The 19,116-nt window shown below is 72.0% G+C and carries 16 protein-coding genes; 6 read left to right on the top strand and 10 right to left on the bottom strand.

Annotated elements, in window-relative coordinates; genetic code table 11:
- Window positions 1-14: 14 nt before the first annotated feature.
- Window positions 15-1,025 carry a glucokinase gene (locus AC3WLN_RS04465; protein ID WP_492479848.1) on the bottom strand — a complete coding sequence of 337 codons (1,011 nt, stop codon included), beginning with the start codon at window positions 1,023-1,025 and terminating at the stop codon, window positions 15-17.
- A gap of 66 nt (window positions 1,026-1,091) precedes the next feature.
- A complete protein-coding gene (otsB, locus tag AC3WLN_RS04470; RefSeq protein ID WP_492479850.1) occupies window positions 1,092-1,847 on the bottom strand; it encodes a trehalose-phosphatase in 756 nt (251 codons plus the stop codon).
- A 159-nt stretch (window positions 1,848-2,006) separates the two neighbouring features.
- Between otsB and AC3WLN_RS04475 the strand changes: the two genes are divergently transcribed.
- Window positions 2,007-2,501: a DUF427 domain-containing protein gene (locus AC3WLN_RS04475; protein ID WP_492479852.1), complete on the top strand. Its 495-nt coding sequence runs from the start codon at window positions 2,007-2,009 to the stop codon at window positions 2,499-2,501.
- 73 nt (window positions 2,502-2,574) lie between these two features.
- Here AC3WLN_RS04475 and AC3WLN_RS04480 read toward each other — a convergent pair whose 3' ends face one another.
- Window positions 2,575-3,693 (bottom strand): metallophosphoesterase, encoded by a 1,119-nt coding sequence (locus AC3WLN_RS04480; RefSeq protein ID WP_492479854.1) that lies wholly within the window; start codon window positions 3,691-3,693, stop codon window positions 2,575-2,577.
- Between the two features lie 247 nt (window positions 3,694-3,940).
- Between AC3WLN_RS04480 and AC3WLN_RS04485 the strand changes: the two genes are divergently transcribed.
- Window positions 3,941-5,167, top strand: coding sequence for a serine hydrolase domain-containing protein (locus tag AC3WLN_RS04485; RefSeq protein WP_492479856.1), 1,227 nt, complete (start codon window positions 3,941-3,943; stop codon window positions 5,165-5,167).
- Window positions 5,168-5,270: 103 nt separating this feature from the next.
- On the opposite strand, the gene AC3WLN_RS04490 is transcribed toward AC3WLN_RS04485, so the two are convergent.
- Window positions 5,271-5,930, bottom strand: a complete 660-nt coding sequence (locus AC3WLN_RS04490; protein ID WP_492479858.1) for a DUF2147 domain-containing protein — start codon at window positions 5,928-5,930, stop codon at window positions 5,271-5,273.
- 382 nt (window positions 5,931-6,312) lie between these two features.
- On the opposite strand from AC3WLN_RS04490, the gene AC3WLN_RS04495 reads away from it, so the two are divergent.
- The 3 genes from AC3WLN_RS04495 to AC3WLN_RS04505 all read left to right on the top strand — a co-directional run bounded on the left by AC3WLN_RS04495 (window position 6,313) and on the right by AC3WLN_RS04505 (window position 8,451).
- On the top strand, window positions 6,313-6,921 hold the full coding sequence (locus AC3WLN_RS04495) for a phosphatase PAP2 family protein (RefSeq protein WP_492479859.1): 609 nt from the start codon (window positions 6,313-6,315) through the stop codon (window positions 6,919-6,921).
- An 84-nt stretch (window positions 6,922-7,005) separates the two neighbouring features.
- Window positions 7,006-7,881 (top strand): SDR family oxidoreductase, encoded by an 876-nt coding sequence (locus tag AC3WLN_RS04500; RefSeq protein WP_492479861.1) that lies wholly within the window; start codon window positions 7,006-7,008, stop codon window positions 7,879-7,881.
- Window positions 7,882-8,235: 354 nt separating this feature from the next.
- Window positions 8,236-8,451, top strand: coding sequence for a hypothetical protein (locus AC3WLN_RS04505; RefSeq protein ID WP_492479863.1), 216 nt, complete (start codon window positions 8,236-8,238; stop codon window positions 8,449-8,451).
- A gap of 400 nt (window positions 8,452-8,851) precedes the next feature.
- On the opposite strand, the gene AC3WLN_RS04510 is transcribed toward AC3WLN_RS04505, so the two are convergent.
- On the bottom strand, window positions 8,852-9,415 hold the full coding sequence (locus AC3WLN_RS04510; protein WP_492479865.1) for a hypothetical protein: 564 nt from the start codon (window positions 9,413-9,415) through the stop codon (window positions 8,852-8,854).
- 531 nt (window positions 9,416-9,946) lie between these two features.
- Here AC3WLN_RS04510 and AC3WLN_RS04515 point away from each other — a divergent pair.
- Window positions 9,947-10,150: a hypothetical protein gene (locus AC3WLN_RS04515; RefSeq protein WP_492479867.1), complete on the top strand. Its 204-nt coding sequence runs from the start codon at window positions 9,947-9,949 to the stop codon at window positions 10,148-10,150.
- A gap of 110 nt (window positions 10,151-10,260) precedes the next feature.
- Here the strand turns inward: AC3WLN_RS04515 and AC3WLN_RS04520 are convergent, their stop codons facing one another.
- The 5 genes from AC3WLN_RS04520 to AC3WLN_RS04540 all read right to left on the bottom strand — a co-directional run bounded on the left by AC3WLN_RS04520 (window position 10,261) and on the right by AC3WLN_RS04540 (window position 18,685).
- Window positions 10,261-10,656, bottom strand: coding sequence for a response regulator (locus AC3WLN_RS04520; RefSeq protein WP_492479869.1), 396 nt, complete (start codon window positions 10,654-10,656; stop codon window positions 10,261-10,263).
- A 9-nt stretch (window positions 10,657-10,665) separates the two neighbouring features.
- Complete coding sequence (locus AC3WLN_RS04525; RefSeq protein WP_492479871.1) at window positions 10,666-13,173, bottom strand: GAF domain-containing protein; 2,508 nt, start codon at window positions 13,171-13,173, stop codon at window positions 10,666-10,668.
- Between the two features lie 328 nt (window positions 13,174-13,501).
- Window positions 13,502-15,055 (bottom strand): FAD-dependent oxidoreductase, encoded by a 1,554-nt coding sequence (locus AC3WLN_RS04530; RefSeq protein ID WP_492479873.1) that lies wholly within the window; start codon window positions 15,053-15,055, stop codon window positions 13,502-13,504.
- Window positions 15,056-15,164: 109 nt separating this feature from the next.
- Window positions 15,165-16,580, bottom strand: a complete 1,416-nt coding sequence (locus tag AC3WLN_RS04535) for a PepSY domain-containing protein (protein ID WP_492479875.1) — start codon at window positions 16,578-16,580, stop codon at window positions 15,165-15,167.
- A complete protein-coding gene (locus tag AC3WLN_RS04540; protein ID WP_492479885.1) occupies window positions 16,580-18,685 on the bottom strand; it encodes a TonB-dependent receptor in 2,106 nt (701 codons plus the stop codon). The genes AC3WLN_RS04535 and AC3WLN_RS04540 overlap by 1 nt, the downstream gene beginning before the upstream one ends.
- Window positions 18,686-19,116: the final 431 nt, after the last annotated feature.

The raw sequence follows: 19,116 nt of genomic DNA on the forward strand, positions 1-19,116 counted from the left end.
GCCGCCGCGCCCGGTCAGGGCGCCTGCCAGACCTGGCCGTGATAGTCGAACCGGTCGGGCCGGCTCGCCAGGGCGGCGAGGCCCGTCAGCGCCGGATCGTGCACGGCGATGACGCTGGTCGGGATCGCCTGCATCTGTGCGACGAAGGGCGGCTTGTTCTCGAAGGCCGCGCGGAAGGCGCCGCGCCGAAGCACCTCGACGATGCGGGGCGCGATGCCGCCGCCGATATAGACCCCGCCGGTGGCCAGGAAGGTGAGCGCCAGGTCGCCGCAGACGCGGCCCAGGAGCTTGGCGAACAGGTTGAGGGCGGCCGCCGCGTCCGGGTCGGTGCCGGCGAGCCCCGCCTCGGTGATCGCGGCGGGGTCGAGCCGCGGCCCGTCCGCACCGGTCCGGAGCCTGTGCAGGCCGGCATGGAGCCGGGTCAGCCCGGGCCCGGAGAGCAGGGTCTCGACGGTGATGCGGCCCTCCACCTTCTCAAGCTGCGGCCAGAGCGCGAACTCGGCCGGTGAACTCGGCCCGAAATCGACGTGACCGCTCTCGGTGGAGACGATGACGAGGCGCTGTCCCACCGGCAGCAGGGCCGCCGCGCCGAATCCGGTGCCGGGACCGAGGACGAGGCGTGCGCCCTGGTCCCCGGACCGGCCCTCCTCGCGATCCGGGCCGATGGGGGTCAGTTCCGAGGGGCTGATCCCCGCGGCACCCGCCGCCACGGGCACGTAGTCGTTCACGACCACGGAGCGCGACAGGCCGAAATCCTGTCCGATCCGGGCGCCCTCGATCACCCAATGGGCATTGGTCAGCTGGACCGCCGGTCCGTCGACCCGGGCCGCCACCGCCAGGATGGCCGAGCGCGGCGCGGCGCCGTTCCCCTTGGCCAGGGAGGCGCGGATGGCGCCGCTGGGGTCGGCATGACCGGCCGTCGCCTCGTGTGAGAGGAGGACCGGCTTCGCCCCCGCTTCGGGGACCAGGGCGAAGCGGGCGTTGGTGCCGCCGATATCGCCGACGAGGACGGGAAATTCGAACATGCGCGCCGCTTCCGTCTGGAGCCCGGGAGAGAACGGGGATTGAGGGGATCGATCGAGGGACGCTGCTCAGGCGGCCGGCAGGGCGTCGGGGTCGATCTCCGCCCCGTCGGCCCAGGCGTAGAGCAGGCGGCGCACGTCCTCGGGATCGATGAGACGGCGCGAGGCGATCGTCTCGGCCCCGCCGATGCGGACGCTGACGCCGCCCTCCGCGTTGACCACCGCGAAGGCCTTCTCGTCGGTGAGATCGTCGCCGAGGAAGATCGCCCGCCGGCCGGCATAGGGCGGGTTCTCGGCGAGCGCCCGGATGGCATGGCCCTTGGTGGCGGAGGCGGGCACGATCTCGCCGACCGCCTTGCCGAGCTGGAGCCGGTAGTCGGACCCGAGCGCCTGGGCCGCGGCCTTCACGGCCTCCTCGGCGGCGGCCGCATCGCTCGGCGTGGCGAGGCGCCAGTGCACCGCGACGGAGGCGCCCTTGTCCTCGATCAGGACGTGTTCGAGGGCGGCGACGGCCGCGTGCAGGGCCGGCACCTGGGCACGCAGGTCCGGATGATCCTCGGCGGAGCCGCCCGAGACGACGCCGTCGACCCGGCGCTCGACCCCGTGCAGGCCGGCGATGTCGAAGCGGGCGGGAGTCAGGAAATCGTCGATCACCCCGATGGGCCGGCCCGTGACGATGGCGAGTGCGCCGCCGAGCCGGGCGCGCAGGCGCTCCAGGGCCGGGGCGAGGGCCGGGTCGACCCGGACCTGGTCGGGCTTGGGCGCGATCTCCACCAGGGTGCCGTCGAAGTCGAGATAGAGGGCGAAGGCGGTCGGGTCGGTCACGCGGGATGTCCCTTCGTCTGATCCGGGCCTGCGCTAGCATGCCCTGCGCCAGGGGAAAACGCGGGACGGGGAAATCCGGAGACGGGAACACGGGGCGGGCGCAACACCCTGCCCTATCTGTCCGGACTTCCGATCCCCGCACGGCAAGGTCCCGATCGCATGTGGCCCACCCCGATGCCGCCCGGCCCGAACGAGGAGAGCGTCTGGGACTACCCGCGTCCGCCCCGGCTCGAGCGGGTTCCCGAACGGCTGCGCGTGGTGCTCGCCGGCCGGACCATCGCCGAGACCGGCGCCGGGTTCCGGGTGCTGGAGACCAGCCATCCCCCGACCTACTACTTTCCGCCCGGCGATGTGGTGGCCGGCGTGCTCGGGCCCGCCCGCCGGGCCGGCATCTGCGAGTGGAAGGGACGCGCTGTCCTGTACGACGTCGCGGTGGACGGCTTCCGCGCCGAGGGCGCCGCCTGGGCCTATCCGGACCCGACGCCAGATTTTGCCGCGATCGCCGGCTACATCGCCTTCTATGCCGGTCCGATGGAGGCCTGTTTCGTCGGAGACGCGCGGGTGACGCCGCAGCCCGGCGGGTTCTACGGCGGCTGGATCACGCCCGGCATCGTCGGCCCGTTCAAGGGCGGTCCCGGCAGCAGGGGGTGGTGAAGGCTGCACCGGATCGCACCGGCATCCCGCCCGGAGCGGGCGACGCCGTCCGGTCCCGGAGGCGTCGCCGCCTTCAGGAAGCGCGCCGCAGGGTAATGCGGGTCAACTCGGACGGGCGGCCGAGACGGAGCGCGAACCCGGCCCACAGGCCGGTCCCGTTGTTGACGTAGAGGGTCATGGCGCCGACCCCGTAGGCGCCGGAGACGAAGCCGTTGTTGCCCCGCGCCACGAGCCGGTCCAGCCCGACGATCATGCCGCCGTGGGTATGGCCGGACAGCTGCAATGCCACGCCGCGGGCGGCGGCCCGGGGGGCGTTCGCCGGCTGGTGATCGAGCAGCACGATCGGCGCGCCCGCGGGCGCGCCCGCCAGCGCGGCGTCCAGGTCGGGGCCCGGATGGCCGGTGGCGGGCGCCGAGCGGTCGGTGACCCCCGCCAGCACCAGCGCGTCGTCGCCGCGCGTCAGGACGGCATGCGTGTTGGCGAGGATGTGCATCCCCATGCCGGCGAAGTGGCGCATCCAGGCGTCGACGTCGAAGAAGTACTCGTGGTTGCCGGGAACGGCCCAGACGCCGTCCCGCGCCGTCAGGGCGCGCAGGGGCTCCACGTCGGCCCGCCGCGCCGCGAACGAACCGTCGATGAAATCCCCCGTGATCAGGATCGCATCCGTGCCGAGTCCGTTGGCCCGCGCGACCACCGCCTGCGCCCAGGATGCGGGGAACAGGCGGCTGATGTGAAGGTCGGTGAGGTGGAGGATCGTGTAGCCCTCGAAGCCGGGCGGCAGGTCCGCGACCGCGACCGTGACGTCCTTCAGGGGCGGCACGCGCACGGCCTGCGCGACCGCGACCGCCGCCAGCACCGCGGCCGTCAGCGCCGCCGTCAGGCGCCCTGCGGTGGAGACCTGCCAGTCGGCACCCGGCAGGATGCGGGAGGCCAGAGCCGCGGCATCGAGCACGACGAGCAGGAGCGCCATGAGGACGATCGCGCCGAACGCCCCGCTGAACAGCATCACCACGGGTCGCGGAAATTCGGGCGAGAAGACGGAGCCGGAGGAGAGGCGGCTCCACAGGTGGTACTGCGAGGCCACCAGCAGGATCATGGTGAGCCCGAGCTTGAGCGGAAGCGGCCAGGGCAGCGGCCAGACCCCCCGGGCGACGACGTAGAGGCAGGGCAGGCTGAAGATCAGGTGGATCATGGCTCCTCCATGGACCGGGGCACGGGCCCAGCGCAAAGCTTTCCGCTCTGCGTTGCGGGGCCCGCGGGACGCGTCCGGCCCGCAGGGCAGGCACCGGGAGGGCAGCCTCCCGTGCCCTTCGAGGCGGGATGTCGCGTGGGGGCGGTCGCGTCGGCCTGCCGGTGCACCCCAGGGTTTGCGCCGTCCGGCCGCGCCGCTATGCCAGGGCCGGTCGGCGGCGCTGCCGGCCGGGGACGGAGCAGGTGTGATGCACGGTGAGATCGCAAGCGAGCCACGGGCCCTCGGGCTCTGCCCGGACCGCCTGGAGCGGATCGACGGCTGGATGCGGCGCCTTGTCGAGGACGGCAAGGTCGCGGGCCTGTCGGTGATGCTGGCCCGCGGCGGGAAGACCGCGTTCTTCCGCGCTCAGGGCCGTGCCGACATCGCCCGCGGCACGCCCTTCGCGCCCGACACCATCGCCCGCATCTACTCGATGACGAAGCCGCTGACTTCGGTGGCGGTGATGATGCTCTACGAGGAGGGCCGCTTCCAGCTCGACGACCCGATCACGCGCTTCCTGCCGGAATTCTCGGACCTTCGCGTTCTCACCGGCGGCAACCGGGCGAAGTTCGACAGCGAGCCGGCGCGGCGCCCGATCACGATCCGGGACCTCCTGACCCACACCTCCGGCCTGACCTACGGCTTCATGGAGGCGACCCTCGTCGATGCCCTCTACCGCCAGAACGGCGTCGATTTCGGCGAGGCCCAGGAGGCGAGCCTCGCCGAGGTGGTGGGCCGCCTCGCCCGGCAGCCCCTCCTCGCCCAGCCCGGCGCCGAGTGGAACTACTCGGTGGCGACCGACGTCCTCGGACACCTCGTGGCCGTGGTCTCGGGGCAGGACTTCGCCGATTTCCTGCGGCAGCGGGTGATCGAGCCCCTCGGCATGGTCGACACCGACTTCTTCGTGCCCGCCGACAAGCTGCCGCGCCTGGCCGCCAATTACAGCCTGTTCCGGGACCGCACCCTGAAGCTCTACGACGACGCGGTGGGCAGCCGTTTCGCCCGTCCGCCGGCTCTGGCCTCGGGCGGCGGCGGCCTCGTCTCGACGGCCTCCGACTACATGCGCTTCTGCCGCTTCCTCCTCGGGCGCGGCGAACTCGAGGGCACCCGGCTGCTGGGGCGCAAGACCGTCGACCTCATGCTGATGAACCACCTCGACGGGGACCTGGCCGCCATGGGCCAGCCGCGCTTCTCCGAGACCGCCTATACGGGCATCGGCTTCGGCCTCGGCGTCTCGGTGATGCTCGATCCGGCCCGGGCCCAGATCGTCGGCACGCCGGGCGAGGTGGCGTGGGGCGGGCTGGCCAGCACCGCCTTCTGGGTCGACCCGGCCGAGGATCTCGCCGTGGTGCTGCTGACGCAGCTCATCCCCTCCTCGGCCCTGCCCCTGCGGCGCGAGTTGCGCGTGCTGACCTACGCCGCCCTGGTGGATTGAGGGACACCCGAAACGCGAAACGCCGCCGGCCCGAGGCGGGACGACGGCGTTTCGTAGTTCCTTGCGCGCCCCTTAGGCGCTCTTTCCGCGCGGGGGCACCGGCCTACTCGGCGGGCGCTGCGGCCGGGGCGGCCCCGGGCTTGCCCGCCGGCTTCGGCGCCGGCGTCTTGGCCGTACCGGTCGCGGCGGGGGCGCCCGCCCCGGCGGCCGGCGCCTTGGGGGCCCATTCCGCATCGGCGCGGGGGCCGCCCGGACCGTTGGTCGGGCCGGTGAGCTGGCCCGGCACCACGTCGTTCACCCGGTTCCAGGTCTGCGAGCCGCAGAGGAAGCCCAGCAGGCAGCCCCGCACCGACAGTTCCGTCGGCTGGTCCGACCACATCGTGACGTCGTAGAACTTGCCCTCGTCGGCGTTGTAGATCTTGCCGCCGTAATGGCCGTCCGGCTGCGGCTTCAGGCCCATGATCAGCTGGAGTCCGAGGGACGGACGGGTCTGCTTCTTCGGATCGGGATTCTTGAAGTCGATGCGGGGCTGGCCCTGGTCGTTGAGGGGCACCTTCAGCCAGACCACGTAGCCGCACAGGTTGGTGTTCTGCGGTCCGCACTTCTCGGTGCGGATGCGGGCGCGCCCATCCTCGGTGAGCCAGGTGCCGCTGGCGTCGTTGGGGGCGGCAGCCAGTGCGAGGCCCGGCAGAGCGGCGGCAACGAGCCCGGCCAGGGGCGCCAGCCGGCGCAGGGCGCCCGCGATGGTGGATCGATTCGTCATGCTTCCAACAACCCTCATGCGCTCGCCCCGTGGCGACCCGCCCTCGTCCGCAGGACGGCAAGCGCTTGTCACGTGATGCCTCGCCATCGGATGCGAAGGTGACGGGATCATGGCCGGCGCGGCACGAATCCCGCAGATTCCGCGTGACGACGCGGCGTTGTCTCCGGTTCCGAAGTCGGCACGCGACGAAGTCTTGCGGATTGATGAAGTCGTGGGGGACCGGCGAAATCTTGAGAGGCCGGCGAAGTGTTCAGGTATCGGCGAAGTCTCGGGCGCCGCGCGCATCGCGAAGAACGTTCGGTCATGCCGGCGAACGACACCGCGAACGATCGGCCAAGCTCCGCGTTTACGGCCGTGCTACTTTCGGATGGCGGGCGGATCGATGACGGATGGACCGGTCGGGATGGGGCGGCGCTTCGAGGCCGCGGACATCCGTCTCGGCGTGGCGCTCGCCCGGGACAAGGATACCCGCCGGGTGCGGGCGCTGGCGGCGGCGAGCGAGGCCGGCGGCTGGAAATGGCTGCTCGCCCTCTCCACCGGCACCCTGGCGCTCGGGGTGCTGCGGCGGAATCCGCACCTGGCGGAGGCCGGGCGGCACATGCTGCTCGCCGGAATCCTGGCCGCGGGCACCAAGACGACGATCAAGCGGGTGGTGCACCGGACCCGGCCCAACGTGTTGATGGACAAGGGTCTTTACGAGAAGGGCTGGTTCGGGCCGAATGTCGGTCCCTGGCAGTCCTTTCCCTCGGGCCATTCGGCCCTGAGCGTCGCGGTGGCGGCGGGCGCGACCCGGGCCTATCCGGAGATCCGCGGCGTCGCGACGGCGGCGGCCCTCGGGGTCGTGGTCGTCCAGGTCCTGCGCGGCGCGCACTTCCCGGTGGACGTCGCCGCGGGGGCGCTGATCGGGTTTTCGGCCGAGGCGGTCGGGCACCGGATCGGCCTCGGGCGGGAGGTCGTTTCGGGCCTGGCGACGCCCGGTATGCCAGGATGATCGCGTCGAGGTCGCGCGGCATCGCGTGCCGGGAACGCCGCGACGCGAGCTCCGGTTGACGCGGCATTCCATCGGAGATGCCGCGTGACCGACAACCCCCTGACGACCTATCCCCGCCCGCCCTTCGAGGCCCAGCCCCAGAGCTTTCCCGGCAAGACCGGACGGATGTCGCCCGAGCCGGATCACGGCGAGGCGAGCTACCGGGGCTCTGGCAAGCTGACGGGCCAGGCCGCGCTGATCACCGGCGGCGATTCCGGCATCGGCCGGGCGGTGGGGATCGCCTTCGCCCGCGAGGGTGCCGACGTGGCGATCGCCTACCTGCCCGAGGAGCAGGCGGATGCCGAGGCGGTGGCGGGCTGGGTCGAGAAGGCCGGCCGGCGCGCCCTCCTCCTGCCGGGCGACCTCAAGGACCCGGCCCATGGCCGCGACCTGGTGGCGCGCACCGTCGCCGCCTTCGGCCGCCTCGACGTCCTGGTCAACAACGGCGCCTTCCAGCAGCCGAACCAGGGCCTCGACGCCATCGAGGACGCGGTCTTCGAGGACCATTTCCGCACCAACGTGTTCGGGCCGTTTTACGTGACCAAGGCCGCCCTGCCCCACCTGAAGCCCGGGGCCTCGGTGATCTTCACCTCCTCGGTGAACTCCAAGCACCCGATGCCCTCGCTGATGGCCTACAGCGCCACCAAGGGCGCGCTCAGCAACATGGTGCTCAGCCTGTCGCAGCTGCTGGCCGAGAAGGGCATCCGGGTGAACGGCGTGCTGCCGGGGCCGATCTGGACGCCGTTCATCCCGGCCGGGATGAGCGAGGATGCGGTCAAGTCCTTCGGCAGCCAGGTCCCGTTCGGGCGCCCGGGCCAGCCGGCCGAGCTCGCCTCCGCCTACGTGATGCTGGCCTCGGCCGAGAGCAGCTACACCTCCGGCGCCCTCGTCACCGTGGCCGGGGCGATGCCGGTCCTCTGAAGGCCTGCGGCCGGCCCCGGCCGTCGCGCCGGGGTCGACTGGAAGGATGATGCCGAACGGTTCGGCCGGTTCGCGCGTTCCTGTGGCCTCGGAGGGGGAGGAACAGGATGCGCACCTGGAGGGCGATGGACCGGGCCCCGCATGACGGCCGCTGGATCATCGCGATCCACCGGGCCGACCCGGACCGGCGCGCGGTGATCCGCTGGGACCCGGCGGGCCTCGGCGATCCCCGGCCCTGGCATGTCGCCTCCTGCCAGCACAGCTACCCCGCCGAGGCCTTCACGGACTGGATGGACTTCCCCGATTGTCCGCCCTCCGCCGAGGCCCTTGAACCCGGCACCGCAGGAGGTCACGATGGCGCGCGAAGCGATGGGTCCCTTCACCCTGGAGGTTGAGGCCTGCCCTGAGGACGCCACCCGCTACCGCTGGACCGTCCGGCAGGCGGCCCATGTGGTGCGCAGCGCCCCCTACTCCCTGCCCGATGCGCAGGCCGCCCTGTGCCAGGGCCGCGCGGCGATGACCGAGGCGGCCGCCCTCAGCCGCGACACCGAGATCCGCGCGCCGGACTGAGTTTTCCGGACGGACGGCACGGAACGCCCCTCGGCGAGATTACGAGAAGGGGCGCTGGCCGCCGATCCCGGCCACTCTTGCGGCCATCAAAGCTGCGCTTGAAGCTCAAGCAATCGAGTTCGTTGATGACGGGCAGACATTAGGCATCTCGCTAGCAAAGCTCGCTGGCGCGTAGCCTTCGCGCTAGACTAAGAGCCTAGTCGGTGATACTCATTGACGTATGGTGCACCAGTAAGGAATCCGACCGTCGGACAGACGGAAAGTCCCAGGCCAGCACTAGTCCTAGCCCAGTTCGGAACCGAACGGCGACGCTCGTAACGCTGCCGCCGGCCCCGAAAAGGGTCAGACTATGTTGTCATCCACCACCTACCTCTCTGTGGTTTGCGAGCCACGGTCAGGGTTAGTCAAAAACGCTCGGTTGAGCGTTCTTAACAGAAGCCGTAGGCGCGTCCCCAATGGACATCTCGCCTGCGGCTTCGTTCGTTTGAGCCTCGGCATCACCATTATCGGCGTCTGCTTCGACCGCGTTGTTGGGAGCGACGGGATAGATACCATCCGCGCGACGCTCGATCACCTTTTCCTGCTGAAGCGTCCAGAGCGTTCCCCGAATACTGTTCAGCTTAAAGCCCGTAAGTCGCTGAAGGTCTCGCGTTGAAAGGCCAGGCCGCTCGACAACCAGTTTGTGGATCGTAGGCTTCACACTACCCGGCGTCGCTCGCTTCTTGTCTTCAGCCCCCGATTCCTGTGACCAGCTGCCAGTATGATCAGACGATTGATCTGACTCCGCTGGGCTCGATCCCATACCGGTGAGAGTATCAGTCAGCCCCGTTAAGCGCGCCTTGAACTCAGCCATTGCCTCAGCGCGACCAACCTCACGCCCTCTCTCATACGCTTCGTCGAGAAGCTTCTTGTGAGCAAGGCCAGCCTGTTCAAGGAGCCCGAAAAAGGTTGCGACAGCCGACACGATTGATCCTCCGAATCGTCATATAGCATGCCTTCTGATGCCCTTCAACATTGCATCTTCAGACGCATGATAGAGCGCGAACATATAGCGAGCGCACGAAATGTTCGCAGCCTGTTGGTTTAATCACGGCACACTCGCGGTGCGCGCTGATAGTTGGGTGCATCAGAGAGAGGCCTTCTCATGCTAAGAAGACGTCTAACGAGAGGCGAAGTCTCTAGGGCTGATGCCCTGTTGGCCGATGTGAGGCGCATGGTGACGGACGCGGCCAGGAGCGATACGGGCCTGCTATTTGCGCTCCGGCGACGCCTGTTCATTCGTCTGATGTACTAGGAGCGCGGTACGCCAGGCAGTGAAGCACAAGGCGCGGAGGCGGACGCTGCGTGATGTGCGGCGAGTTGATGGACATGAAGGGGTCGGAGTTGGTTTGGGCTGACCCAGTAGACGGGAACACGGCCGAGAATATCCAGCTTGTACATCATATGTGCCGCCAGACGGATCAGGCAGAGCAGGGGTTCAGGTATGGCCGGATGCATGATCAAAATCGAGAACCGGCACACCGGGTCTAGAAGCTCGAAGCTGGCTGGAAGCCGCGAGGAAGCCATGATCTGGGTCGCTCGGCAGCTTGAAGCCACCGCCGATAATCCTGAGACCTATTGCCTGAGCGTGGAGCCGGAAAAGTTTTACAAAAGCCCCTCCGACCTGCCATGGCAGGAAGGCTATGGCGACTGGGAGTAGGCACCCAGCACTCAGGCGAATTTGCTACCTAACATCGCGCTGACGCGCCTCCGATCCGGCACCTGCCTCCCGGCGGGGTGGCGTGACACCGACGGCCCGTCGGCGCGGGCCTACCGGACCTCTGCGACCAGCCGCTGCACGGCCGCCATCACCGCCTCGGGCCGGTAGGGCTTGGCGAAGAACACCCCGCGGGCGGGCAGGCGGTGCGGCTCGGGGATGCGCTTGCCCGACACGACGATGATCGCCACCGGCGGCCAGCGATCGCGGATCGCCTGGGCGAGCTCCAGGCCGTCCCCGCCGTCCGTCGGATCGATGTCGGAGAACACCAGCCGGATGTCGGGGCGCGTCTCCAAGAGCCGCAGGGCGTCGTCCGCCCCGCTGGCCTCCAGCACCTCGAGGCCCGCCGCCTCCACCAGGTCCACGGCCTGCATGCGCAGGACCGGCTGGTCCTCGATCACCAGCGCGGCGCCCCTCCGCGCCGGCGGCCCGTCCGATCGTGCGCCCACGGCCCCTCCTCAAGCATGCTGCAGCTGGGCGAGCGGCGCCCGCATCGTCGCCTCGAACCCCGCGGGGGGATAACGGAGGTCGACGTCTCCGGCTCCGTCCAGGCCCATGCGGATCAAGCGCGAGCCGAAGCCCTTGCGCCCGGAGCTCGCCGGCGCCACCGGGGGCGGCCCGCCGCGCTCGACCCAGTCCAGCACGACGCTGCGCTCCGCGTCGGGGCCTTCCAGGCGCCACGCGACCCGGACCCGTCCCTCCGGGGCGGAGAGCGCACCGTACTTGGCCGCATTGGTCGCCAGCTCGTGCAGCAGCAGCGACAGCGACAGCGTCGCCCGCGGCCCGAGGTCGAGGTCCGGCCCGGAGACCTCGACCCGGTCGCCCTGCCCGGCCGCACCGAGGACGGCCTCGACCACGTCCCGCGCCGGGGCCGCCGTCCAGGTCTGGCGCAGCAGCACGTCATGGGCGGTCGCGAGCGCGTGCAGCCGCTGCTCGAACGCCTCCACCGGCGCCCGGTCCGGCACGCTCCGCAGGGTCTGCGTGGCGATCGAGAGCACCATCGCCATGGTGTTCTTCATCCGGTGCGAGATCTCCTGGTTGAGGACGCGCTGGTCCTCCTCCGCCCGCACCCGGGCGAGGCCCGCCTCCAGCCGCTCGGCCACGTTGCGCAGGAACGCCAGGTCCTCGGCCAGCCAGGCGCGCGGTTCGACGTCGTGGACGATGAACACCGCCACCGTGCGTCCGCGCTCGCGGACCGGCATGTGGACGAAGGCGTTGACCGCGAAGGACTGCCAGAGGGCGGCATCGGCGCGGGTGCGCGGGTCGGTCGCCACGTCGTCGACCACCAGCGGCTCGCCCCGCCGCAGGGGCGCGCGGATGTCGCCGAAATCATCGTAGCGGTGCCGGCCGGCGACGCTGCCCTGGCCGGGCGCCGTCCAGTCCGGCTCGATATCGACGTACTCGACGTCGCCCACGACGCGGCCGAAGCCCGCGCGGGTGACCCCCAGCGTCGTCCCGACGATCTCGGTGGCCGCCCGGGTCATCTCCGGGGTCGTGGTCAGGTTGCTCAGCCGGTCGCCGAGGGCCAGCTGCGCGGCCCGGCGTGCCTCGGCCTGCACGCGGTCGGTGACCTCCAGGAACAGGGCGGCGAACCGCTTGCCGCCGACGGAGAAGGCCCGCCCCTCGTACCAGCGGTCGAGGCTGCCGACCCGGCGCAGGAACGCCACGGGTTCGCCGGTCTCGACCACCTGGACGAACTCGTCGATCCAGGCCTCCTCGATGCCGGGGAACACCTCGCGGACCGTGCGGCCCGTCGCGGAACGGGCATCGATGCCGAGGAGGTCGCCCCAGGCGCGGTTGACCTCGATGTAGCGCCAGTCGGTCGCCCGGCCCGCGGCGTCGCGGACCACCTCGCCGACGATGAAGCCCTCGCTCAGCCGCTCGAACAGGCTCCGCCAGTAGGCCCCGACCTCGGCCAGCTCCGCCTCGCCGTCCAGGCGGTCGTAGACCGCGGCCATCAGGCGGGCCAGCGTCTCGAAGAACGCCAGCGCCTCGCCGTCGAAGACCGGCACCCGGGTCGAGGCGAAGGCGATCACCGCGGTGAGTTCGCCCCGACTGACGACCGGGAAGCCGGCATAGGCGTCGAAGCCGAGCTGCCGGGAGAGGGCGTCCTGGGCCTCGTCGCCCGCCTGGATGGCGGTCCGGATCACCGGGCGCCGTGTCGCGGCGACGACCCCGCAGGTCGGATCGCCGAAGGCCCGGCGCTTGAGGAGCGCGTGCGCGTCGGGCGTGATGTTGACGCCATGGGACAGGCGCAGGTGGCATCCGTCCGGGGCGATGTCGTAGAGCAGGGCCCGGTCGAACCCGAGCACGTCGGCGCCCTCCGTGAGGATCGGTTCGAGAACCGCGGTGGGGTCGTCCGTGAGGAGCAGCGCCGCCGAGGTCTTGGCCAGGACGTCGAGACGGCGGGCGCGACGCAGTTCGGCCTGCTGGACCGCCAGGAGCGTGTCGCGGTCCTGGACGGCACGGCGCATGCCCAGCTGCGTGACGACCTGGGCGGCGAGCGTGCGCAGGTCCTCGATCTGGTCCCCGGTCAGCCCGCCGGGCCGGGGCACGGTGTCGATCACGCAGAGCGAGCCGAGGACCTGCCCCTCGGGCGTGCGCAGCGGAGCGCCGGCGTAGAAGCGGATCCGCGGCGCGCCGGTGACGAGGGGATTGGCGGCGGTGCGCGGATCGGCCGTGAGGTCCGGGATCACGAGCACGTCGGGCTCGGCGAGGACGAACTTGCACACCGAGCGGTCGAGGTCGGTCTCGCAATGGGGGAAATTGCGCCGCGCCTTGAACCACTGGCGGTCGGCGGCGACGAAGCTGACGAGACCCACGGGGGTCCGGCACAGCCGGGTCGCCAGGCGCACGATGCCGTCGAAGGCCGGTTCCGGCGGCGTATCGAGGATGCCGTACTCGGCCAGGGCGTCCAGCCGAGCTTCGGAACCGACGAGGCAGTCGGTGAGCGAATCCAGATCCATGCCGCGGTCGTCGGCCCGGTAGCGGACGGCTGGGTGCGTCCACCCCTCCGTGGCCAGCGCGACCGGACGATCCCGCGCTCTGCCCTGGGTGGCTGATAGCACCCGGGCGGCGGGGTGGAAACCGACCGGTGCGCGCGCCGTGGCCCTCGAGACGGGGCCTTCGAGACGTGACCCACGAGACTTGGCCTTCGAGACTTGGCCTTCGAGACTTGGCCTTCGAGACTTGGCCCTCGAACCGCGCGGCACGCACGCTGCGGCTCGCGGGGGCCGCCAACGCCGGAGCCCCGGCCCTGGCGGCGTCGCCAACCTGCGTGGTGGGCGGCTTGGCCTAGCCGCTCGACCGCGCCAGCGCGGGCAGGTCCGCTCCGGCCTCGATCGCGGCCGCCGGGGGCAGGCGGCCGAGGCCGAGGAGGTGGAGGAAGGCGGTGAAGGCCGGGTTGCGGCCGATGCTGCAGGCGGCGGTCACCCGGTCGCCCGTGACGTAGTAGGCGATGAAGTCGAGGGCGTCGGGGTCGCCCTGCAGGACGATCCGGTCGAACCCCTTGGCGTAGCCGCCGTAATCAAGCCGCTTGTCGCCCTGGTTGCTCCAGAAGAACGGCGCGCCCGCGAAGGCGCCGCCCCGGCCGAGGATGGCCCGGGCCACGTGCGTGCCGTGCTGCTGCGCCAGGCGCCAATGCTCGATCCGCGCGGTCTCGCCGCTCGCCGCCTCCGGGAAGGCGGCGATGTCGCCCGCGATCCAGACGCCCTCCGCGAGCCTGAGGTCGCCGCCGACCGGGAGGCCGCCGCTGTCGTCGGGCGCGACGCCCGCGACCAGGCCGGTCTCCGGCGCGGCGCCCGCGCCCACGAGGACGAGGTCGGCCGGAAGGCTCCGTCCGTCCTCCGTCTCCACGGCCTCGACGCGGCCGGTGCCGGCGATCCGGGCGACGGAGCCGGTCGCGAAGGCGACGCCGGTGCCGGCGTGGTAGCGCTTGAGCGCCGCGCCCACCGCCGCGCCGAAGCGCTTGGCGAAGGGGACGTCCTCGCGGGCCAGCACGGTGACGGAGAGCCCGCGCTTGTTGAGGAAGGCGGCGGCCTCGAGGCCGATGAAGCCGGCGCCCACCACGACCACCGATTTGGCCTCGCCCGCCGCCTCGCTCAGGCGGACCGCGTCGTCGAGGCTGCGCAGGGTGAAGACCCCGTCGAGGTCCCGGCCGGGGAAGTCCGGCAGCACCGCCCGGCTCCCGGTGGCGACCAGGATCGCGTCGGCCGTCAGGGTGCGGCCGTCCGCCAGGGTGACGCTGCGCCGGGCGGGGTCGACCCGGGCGACCTCCGCGGTGATGCGCTCGACCCGGTTGGCCCGGTCGAAATCGGGCTCGATCCACGTCTTCTCGGGCGGGGTCGGCTTGGCCAGGAACTGCTTGGAGAGCTTGGTCCGGTCGTAGGGCGGGTGCGCCTCGCGGCCGACCATCGTGATGCGGCCGTCATAGCCCTCGCGGCGCAGGGTCTTCACGCAGGCGACGGCCGCCGCGCCCGCGCCGACGAGGAGCACGCTTTCCACGGGCGCGCCCGCCATCGTCTTCGGCGCCGGCTCCGGCGCCAGGGTCGCGACGGCCTCGGACCCCTCGATGCGGACGGGATAGCGCGTCAGGGCCTCGAGGGCCGGCGGCTCCTCCAGGCTCCCGTCGGTGAGCGCGAAGGCGGCCTTGTGCCAGGGGCAGTAGAGGCGTCCGCCGCAGATCTCGCCCTTGGCGAGGGGCGCCCCGAGATGCGGGCACCTGGCCTGGAACGCCCGCACGCCGGAGCCGTCGCGCACGAACAGCACCTTGTCGTCGCCGGCCGTGCCCTCCGTCATGCCCCCCATCGGGATCGCGTCGAGGGCGAGGCGGATCTCGGTTCCGGACATGGCTGGCATCCCTCCCGGCGCGCGCCGTCGCGCCCGGCCGGTCAAGTCGCCGGGCCCGGTCCGGTTGCATCGTGCGACATCGCGGGGCCCGGGCCGGCCGGGGCCCGCCCTACCCGATTCGCACCGTGCGCCGCAGGCGGCGCCAGCCCAGCACCACGCCCGAGAGGGCGATGGTGGCGCCGAGGCCGTTGAGGAGCCACATCACCGCGTCCCAGGCCGGGCGGGCCTGGAACAGGATTGCGAAGTCGAGGCGGTGGGGCGCCTCGAACAGCCAGCGCTGGAGCCGGCCGCTGGCGTCCAGGCGGTCGAGGAGCGCGCCGGTCTCGGGGTCGATGTGGAGCCAGGTCGCGGCCGGGTCGTCGAAGCGCAGGCGCAGGACCGGCAGCGGCCGGGTGTCGTGGTGGGCAACCCAGTAGGCGTCGTAGGCGGTCAGGGTCTCGGCCCCGGCGAGGCGGGCCTGCGGCAGGGCGCGGGCGGCGGCGGCGCGCAGGGTCGCCTCCGTGGGCGCCGGGACCGCGACCCGGCGGCCGCCCGCCTCGGCGGCGACCAGCACCGGCCGGCCGTCGACCTGGGTGAACCGGATCTCGACGATCCCCGGCCGGGCCAGGCCGTCGAGGGCGGCGCGCGCGACCGGGGCCGGGGGCCCGGCATAGGCCGCCCGCATCGGGGCCGGGGGCGTGCGGGGCGAGAACCAGTGGTTCGGGTTCATGGAGAGCCAGCCGCTGGCGACGAAGGCGAGGAGGCTCAGGCCCCCGAGGGTGCCGAGGAGGTGGTGCCAGCGGGCGAGCCCGCGATAGGGCGTCACCGCCCCGGAGGCGTAGGGCCGGCGCAGGCGCAGGCGCCAGATCCCCAGGGCGAGGCCGCTGAGCACCCCGGCGGTGGCGAGGCCCGAGACCCACAGCACGCTGCCGCGCCAGAGCTCGCCCCGCGCCCGCAGGGGGGTCGGGTAGAACCAGTGCGGGATCGCCCCGAGCCAGTTCCACAGGCGCTCCCGGCGGGTGGTGTCGAGGACGACCGCGCCGGTGCGGGCCGAGACGTAGAGCTCGGTGCCGGCGTCGTCGCCCAGCGCCACCACGTGGAAGGGCCGCAGCGGGTCGTAGCGGTCGCGCACCGTCCACTGGTCGCGGGTCACCGCCCGCACGGTGGCGCCCGGCCCGAACGGGGCCCGGGCGGCCTCGGCGTCGAGGGGGCCGAGGGCCTGCCCGGTCTCGGCCGAGACCGTGTGCCGGGCGCCATCGCGGGCGGTGACCTGGTAGACCGGCGCCCCGCCCCGCATGGACAGGCTCACGTCGCCGGGGGCGGCCTCGAGTCCCGCCCGCGCCAGGGCCTCGTCCGGGCCGAGCAGGACCCGGTCGAAGGCGATCGGCGCGAGGCGGGACAGGCGCTCGGCCTCGGTCAGGGCCGGGAAGGCCACGTAGAGCATCACCAGCCCCGACAGCACCCAGGCGGCGAGGAACAGCCCCGTGGCGATGCCGAGCCAGCGATGGCCGAGGATCAGCCAGCGCTTCAGGGATTTCAGCCGCATCAGAACCGCACGCTGTAGGCGATCTCGACGGAGCGCGGCCGGCCCAGAAGCCAGTTGGTGCCGACCCCGTTCACCGCGTTGCCGCTGATCGCGTAGACCGTGTCGAACAGGTTGTAGGCGCGCAGCGACAGGCGCGAGTCCGGCGTGACCTGATGGTCGAGCCCGGCATTGACCAGGGTGTAGGCCGGGCGCGGGGCCTGGTTGCCGAAGTCGCTGAAGGTCTCGCCCACGTGCTGCAGACCGACCCGGGCCTCCCAGGCCGGGGCGAAGGCCCAATTGACCCAGAGGTTGCCGACGCGCTCCGGCACGTCGATGGGCTGGCGCCCGGCATAGGACACCACCGCGCCGCCGACCGCCTGATTGAAGTCGTCGTACTGGGCGTGCAGCAGCGCCAGGTTGGCGTCGATGCGCCAGGCCTCGGCGAGGTGCAGGCTGAGGGCCGCCTCGACGCCGAGGGAGGATTGCCGGCCGACCTGGGTCGCGAGCGTCGGCTGGCCCGGCACCGTCGAGATCAGGTTGTCCTTGACGATGCGGTAGCCGGCCAGCGTCCACTCCGCCCGGCCGTCGAGAGCGACGCCCTTGGCACCGACCTCCACCTGCTCGCCGGTGGAGAGCCGGAAGTTGGCGAGATTCTGCGAGAGCGAGATCAGGCTGCCCACCGGGTCGGTGGCGGTGGCGTACTGGGCGTAGAGCGCCAGCAGCGGCGTCGGGTTGTAGACGGCGCCGAAGCGGTAGCTCAGCGCCCGGAAGTCGCGGTCGAAGCCGGCGCCGGTGACGAGGTCGGTGCGGTGGAGGACCGGCGCGTCGTAGCGCACCCCCGCCAGCAGGGAGACCTGGTCGGACAGGATCAGGCGGTTCTCGGCGAAGGCGGATGCCTGGGAGGTGCTGGTGGCGTAGGCGGGCCGGGCCCGGCCCTCGGCGGGAAAAACGCCCGGGTCGTAGACGAAGGGATCGACGCTGGTGCTGGTGTCGAAGAAGAAGTTGTTGGTGTGCCGGAAGGCGATGTGGTTCACGTCGAACCCGGCCAGGACTTCGTTGCGGAACCCGAACAGGGTGCCGCGGAAGGTGGCGTCGAGGCGGTTCCCGACCTGCTCCTGCCGGTGGTAGATCTCGAGATAGTCGGAGCGGTCGATCCGCCCGGTGTCTCGGTTGAAGGCGTATTGCTCGACGTCCCGCCACTGGCGCCGGCTCTGGAGCCGGTAGGCGGTGTTGCGGACCGTGACGTCGGCGCTCGGGCTCCATTCGGCGCGCAGCTGCGTCCAGTTGTCGGTCCAGAGGATCTGGGCGTCGCGGACGTTGTAGTTGTTGAACCGGAGGGATTCGAGGATGCGCCCGTTCACCAGCGGCGTGCCCCAGTAGCGGGCCGGCTCCTGGTAGCCGAAATCATGGCTCAGGGTGAATGCGAGGTCCGGCGTCGCCTGCAGGGTCAGGGCGCCCGAGACCGCGAGGTTGCGGAAGCTCCCGTCCGGCGAGACCCAGCCCTCGGCGCGGTTGCCGCTGACGTTGAGGCGGTAGGCCAGGGCCTCGCCGATGGGCCCGCCGGAATCGAGGGCGAGGCGTGCCAGCCCGTCCGAGCCGAGAGCCGCGCGGGCCTCGTTGAAGGGCGTGAACAGCGGCTTCTTCGTCACCACGTTGACCACGCCGCCGATGGCGCCGTCGCCGTAGAGCACGGAGGCCGGCCCGCGCAGCACCTCGATGCGCTCGACGTTCCAGGTGTCGAAGGGAAACGTCACGGTGCCGGCGCCCACGAACAGGCGGGTGCCGTCGTAGAGCTGCTGGATCGAGTTCGGGCCGGCGAAGCCCCGGGCCGTGAAGGCGCCGTTGCCGTTGCCCGGCGCCGCCACCGTGGTGATGCCGGTGGCGTTCTGGGTGACGGCCTCGGCAACCGTGTTCTGGCCGCGCAGGCGGGTGGTCTCGCCCGCGATCACGTCGACGCTGGCGGGGGTCTCCAGGGGCGTGAGCCCGAGGCGGCTGGCGCTGCGGCCGGGGCTGCGCAGGTTGAGGCCCTCGGCCGGCGGCGGCCCGCCCCGTCCCGATCCCGCGACCTCGAGGGTCTCCAGGGTCACGGCCGGCTGGGCCTCCGGGGCCTCGGCGCCGGCCGGCATCGGCAGCAGGCCGCCGAACAGGGCCGCGAGGGACAGGGACAGGAGGGGCCAGGCCCGGTGACGGGGCCGGGCATGGCCGCGGCGCGGCCGGCGGCGGTTCGCGGAGGGGAGCGGGATCGGGGCGACGGGCATGGGACAACCGGAAAGGCGCGCGGGCATCGGCAGGCGCCGAAGTGCCGTCTCCACTAAAGCGAATGTTATAACGTTACAATCGCTGACGGGAGCCCTGCGCGCCTCCGTCCACGGCGCAGCCGTCACCGGACCGCGCGGCGCGGCCGGAGGGAGCAGGCGGGGGCGGGACGCGCGGGTGGAGACGGGCATCGACGGGACGGCTGACGCGACGGGTCGCGCGAAGTGGCACGTCACCGCGAACGAGGCCGGCCCGGATGCCGCACGGCATCCACCCCGACACCCACCGGGACACCCCGCCC

The organism is Methylobacterium sp. FW306-05-D (genome assembly GCF_058782155.1).

Coding starts and splice junctions, on each gene's coding strand:
- AC3WLN_RS04465 (WP_492479848.1), bottom strand. CDS start 1,025: ATGTTCGAATTTCCCGTCCTCGTCGGCGATATCGGCGGCACCAACGCC.
- AC3WLN_RS04475 (WP_492479852.1), top strand. CDS start 2,007: ATGTGGCCCACCCCGATGCCGCCCGGCCCGAACGAGGAGAGCGTCTGG.
- AC3WLN_RS04480 (WP_492479854.1), bottom strand. CDS start 3,693: ATGATCCACCTGATCTTCAGCCTGCCCTGCCTCTACGTCGTCGCCCGG.
- AC3WLN_RS04485 (WP_492479856.1), top strand. CDS start 3,941: ATGCACGGTGAGATCGCAAGCGAGCCACGGGCCCTCGGGCTCTGCCCG.
- AC3WLN_RS04490 (WP_492479858.1), bottom strand. CDS start 5,930: ATGACGAATCGATCCACCATCGCGGGCGCCCTGCGCCGGCTGGCGCCC.
- AC3WLN_RS04495 (WP_492479859.1), top strand. CDS start 6,313: ATGACGGATGGACCGGTCGGGATGGGGCGGCGCTTCGAGGCCGCGGAC.
- AC3WLN_RS04505 (WP_492479863.1), top strand. CDS start 8,236: ATGGCGCGCGAAGCGATGGGTCCCTTCACCCTGGAGGTTGAGGCCTGC.
- AC3WLN_RS04515 (WP_492479867.1), top strand. CDS start 9,947: ATGATCAAAATCGAGAACCGGCACACCGGGTCTAGAAGCTCGAAGCTG.
- AC3WLN_RS04525 (WP_492479871.1), bottom strand. CDS start 13,173: ATGGATCTGGATTCGCTCACCGACTGCCTCGTCGGTTCCGAAGCTCGG.
- AC3WLN_RS04530 (WP_492479873.1), bottom strand. CDS start 15,055: ATGTCCGGAACCGAGATCCGCCTCGCCCTCGACGCGATCCCGATGGGG.
- AC3WLN_RS04535 (WP_492479875.1), bottom strand. CDS start 16,580: ATGCGGCTGAAATCCCTGAAGCGCTGGCTGATCCTCGGCCATCGCTGG.
- AC3WLN_RS04540 (WP_492479885.1), bottom strand. CDS start 18,685: ATGCCGGCCGGCGCCGAGGCCCCGGAGGCCCAGCCGGCCGTGACCCTG.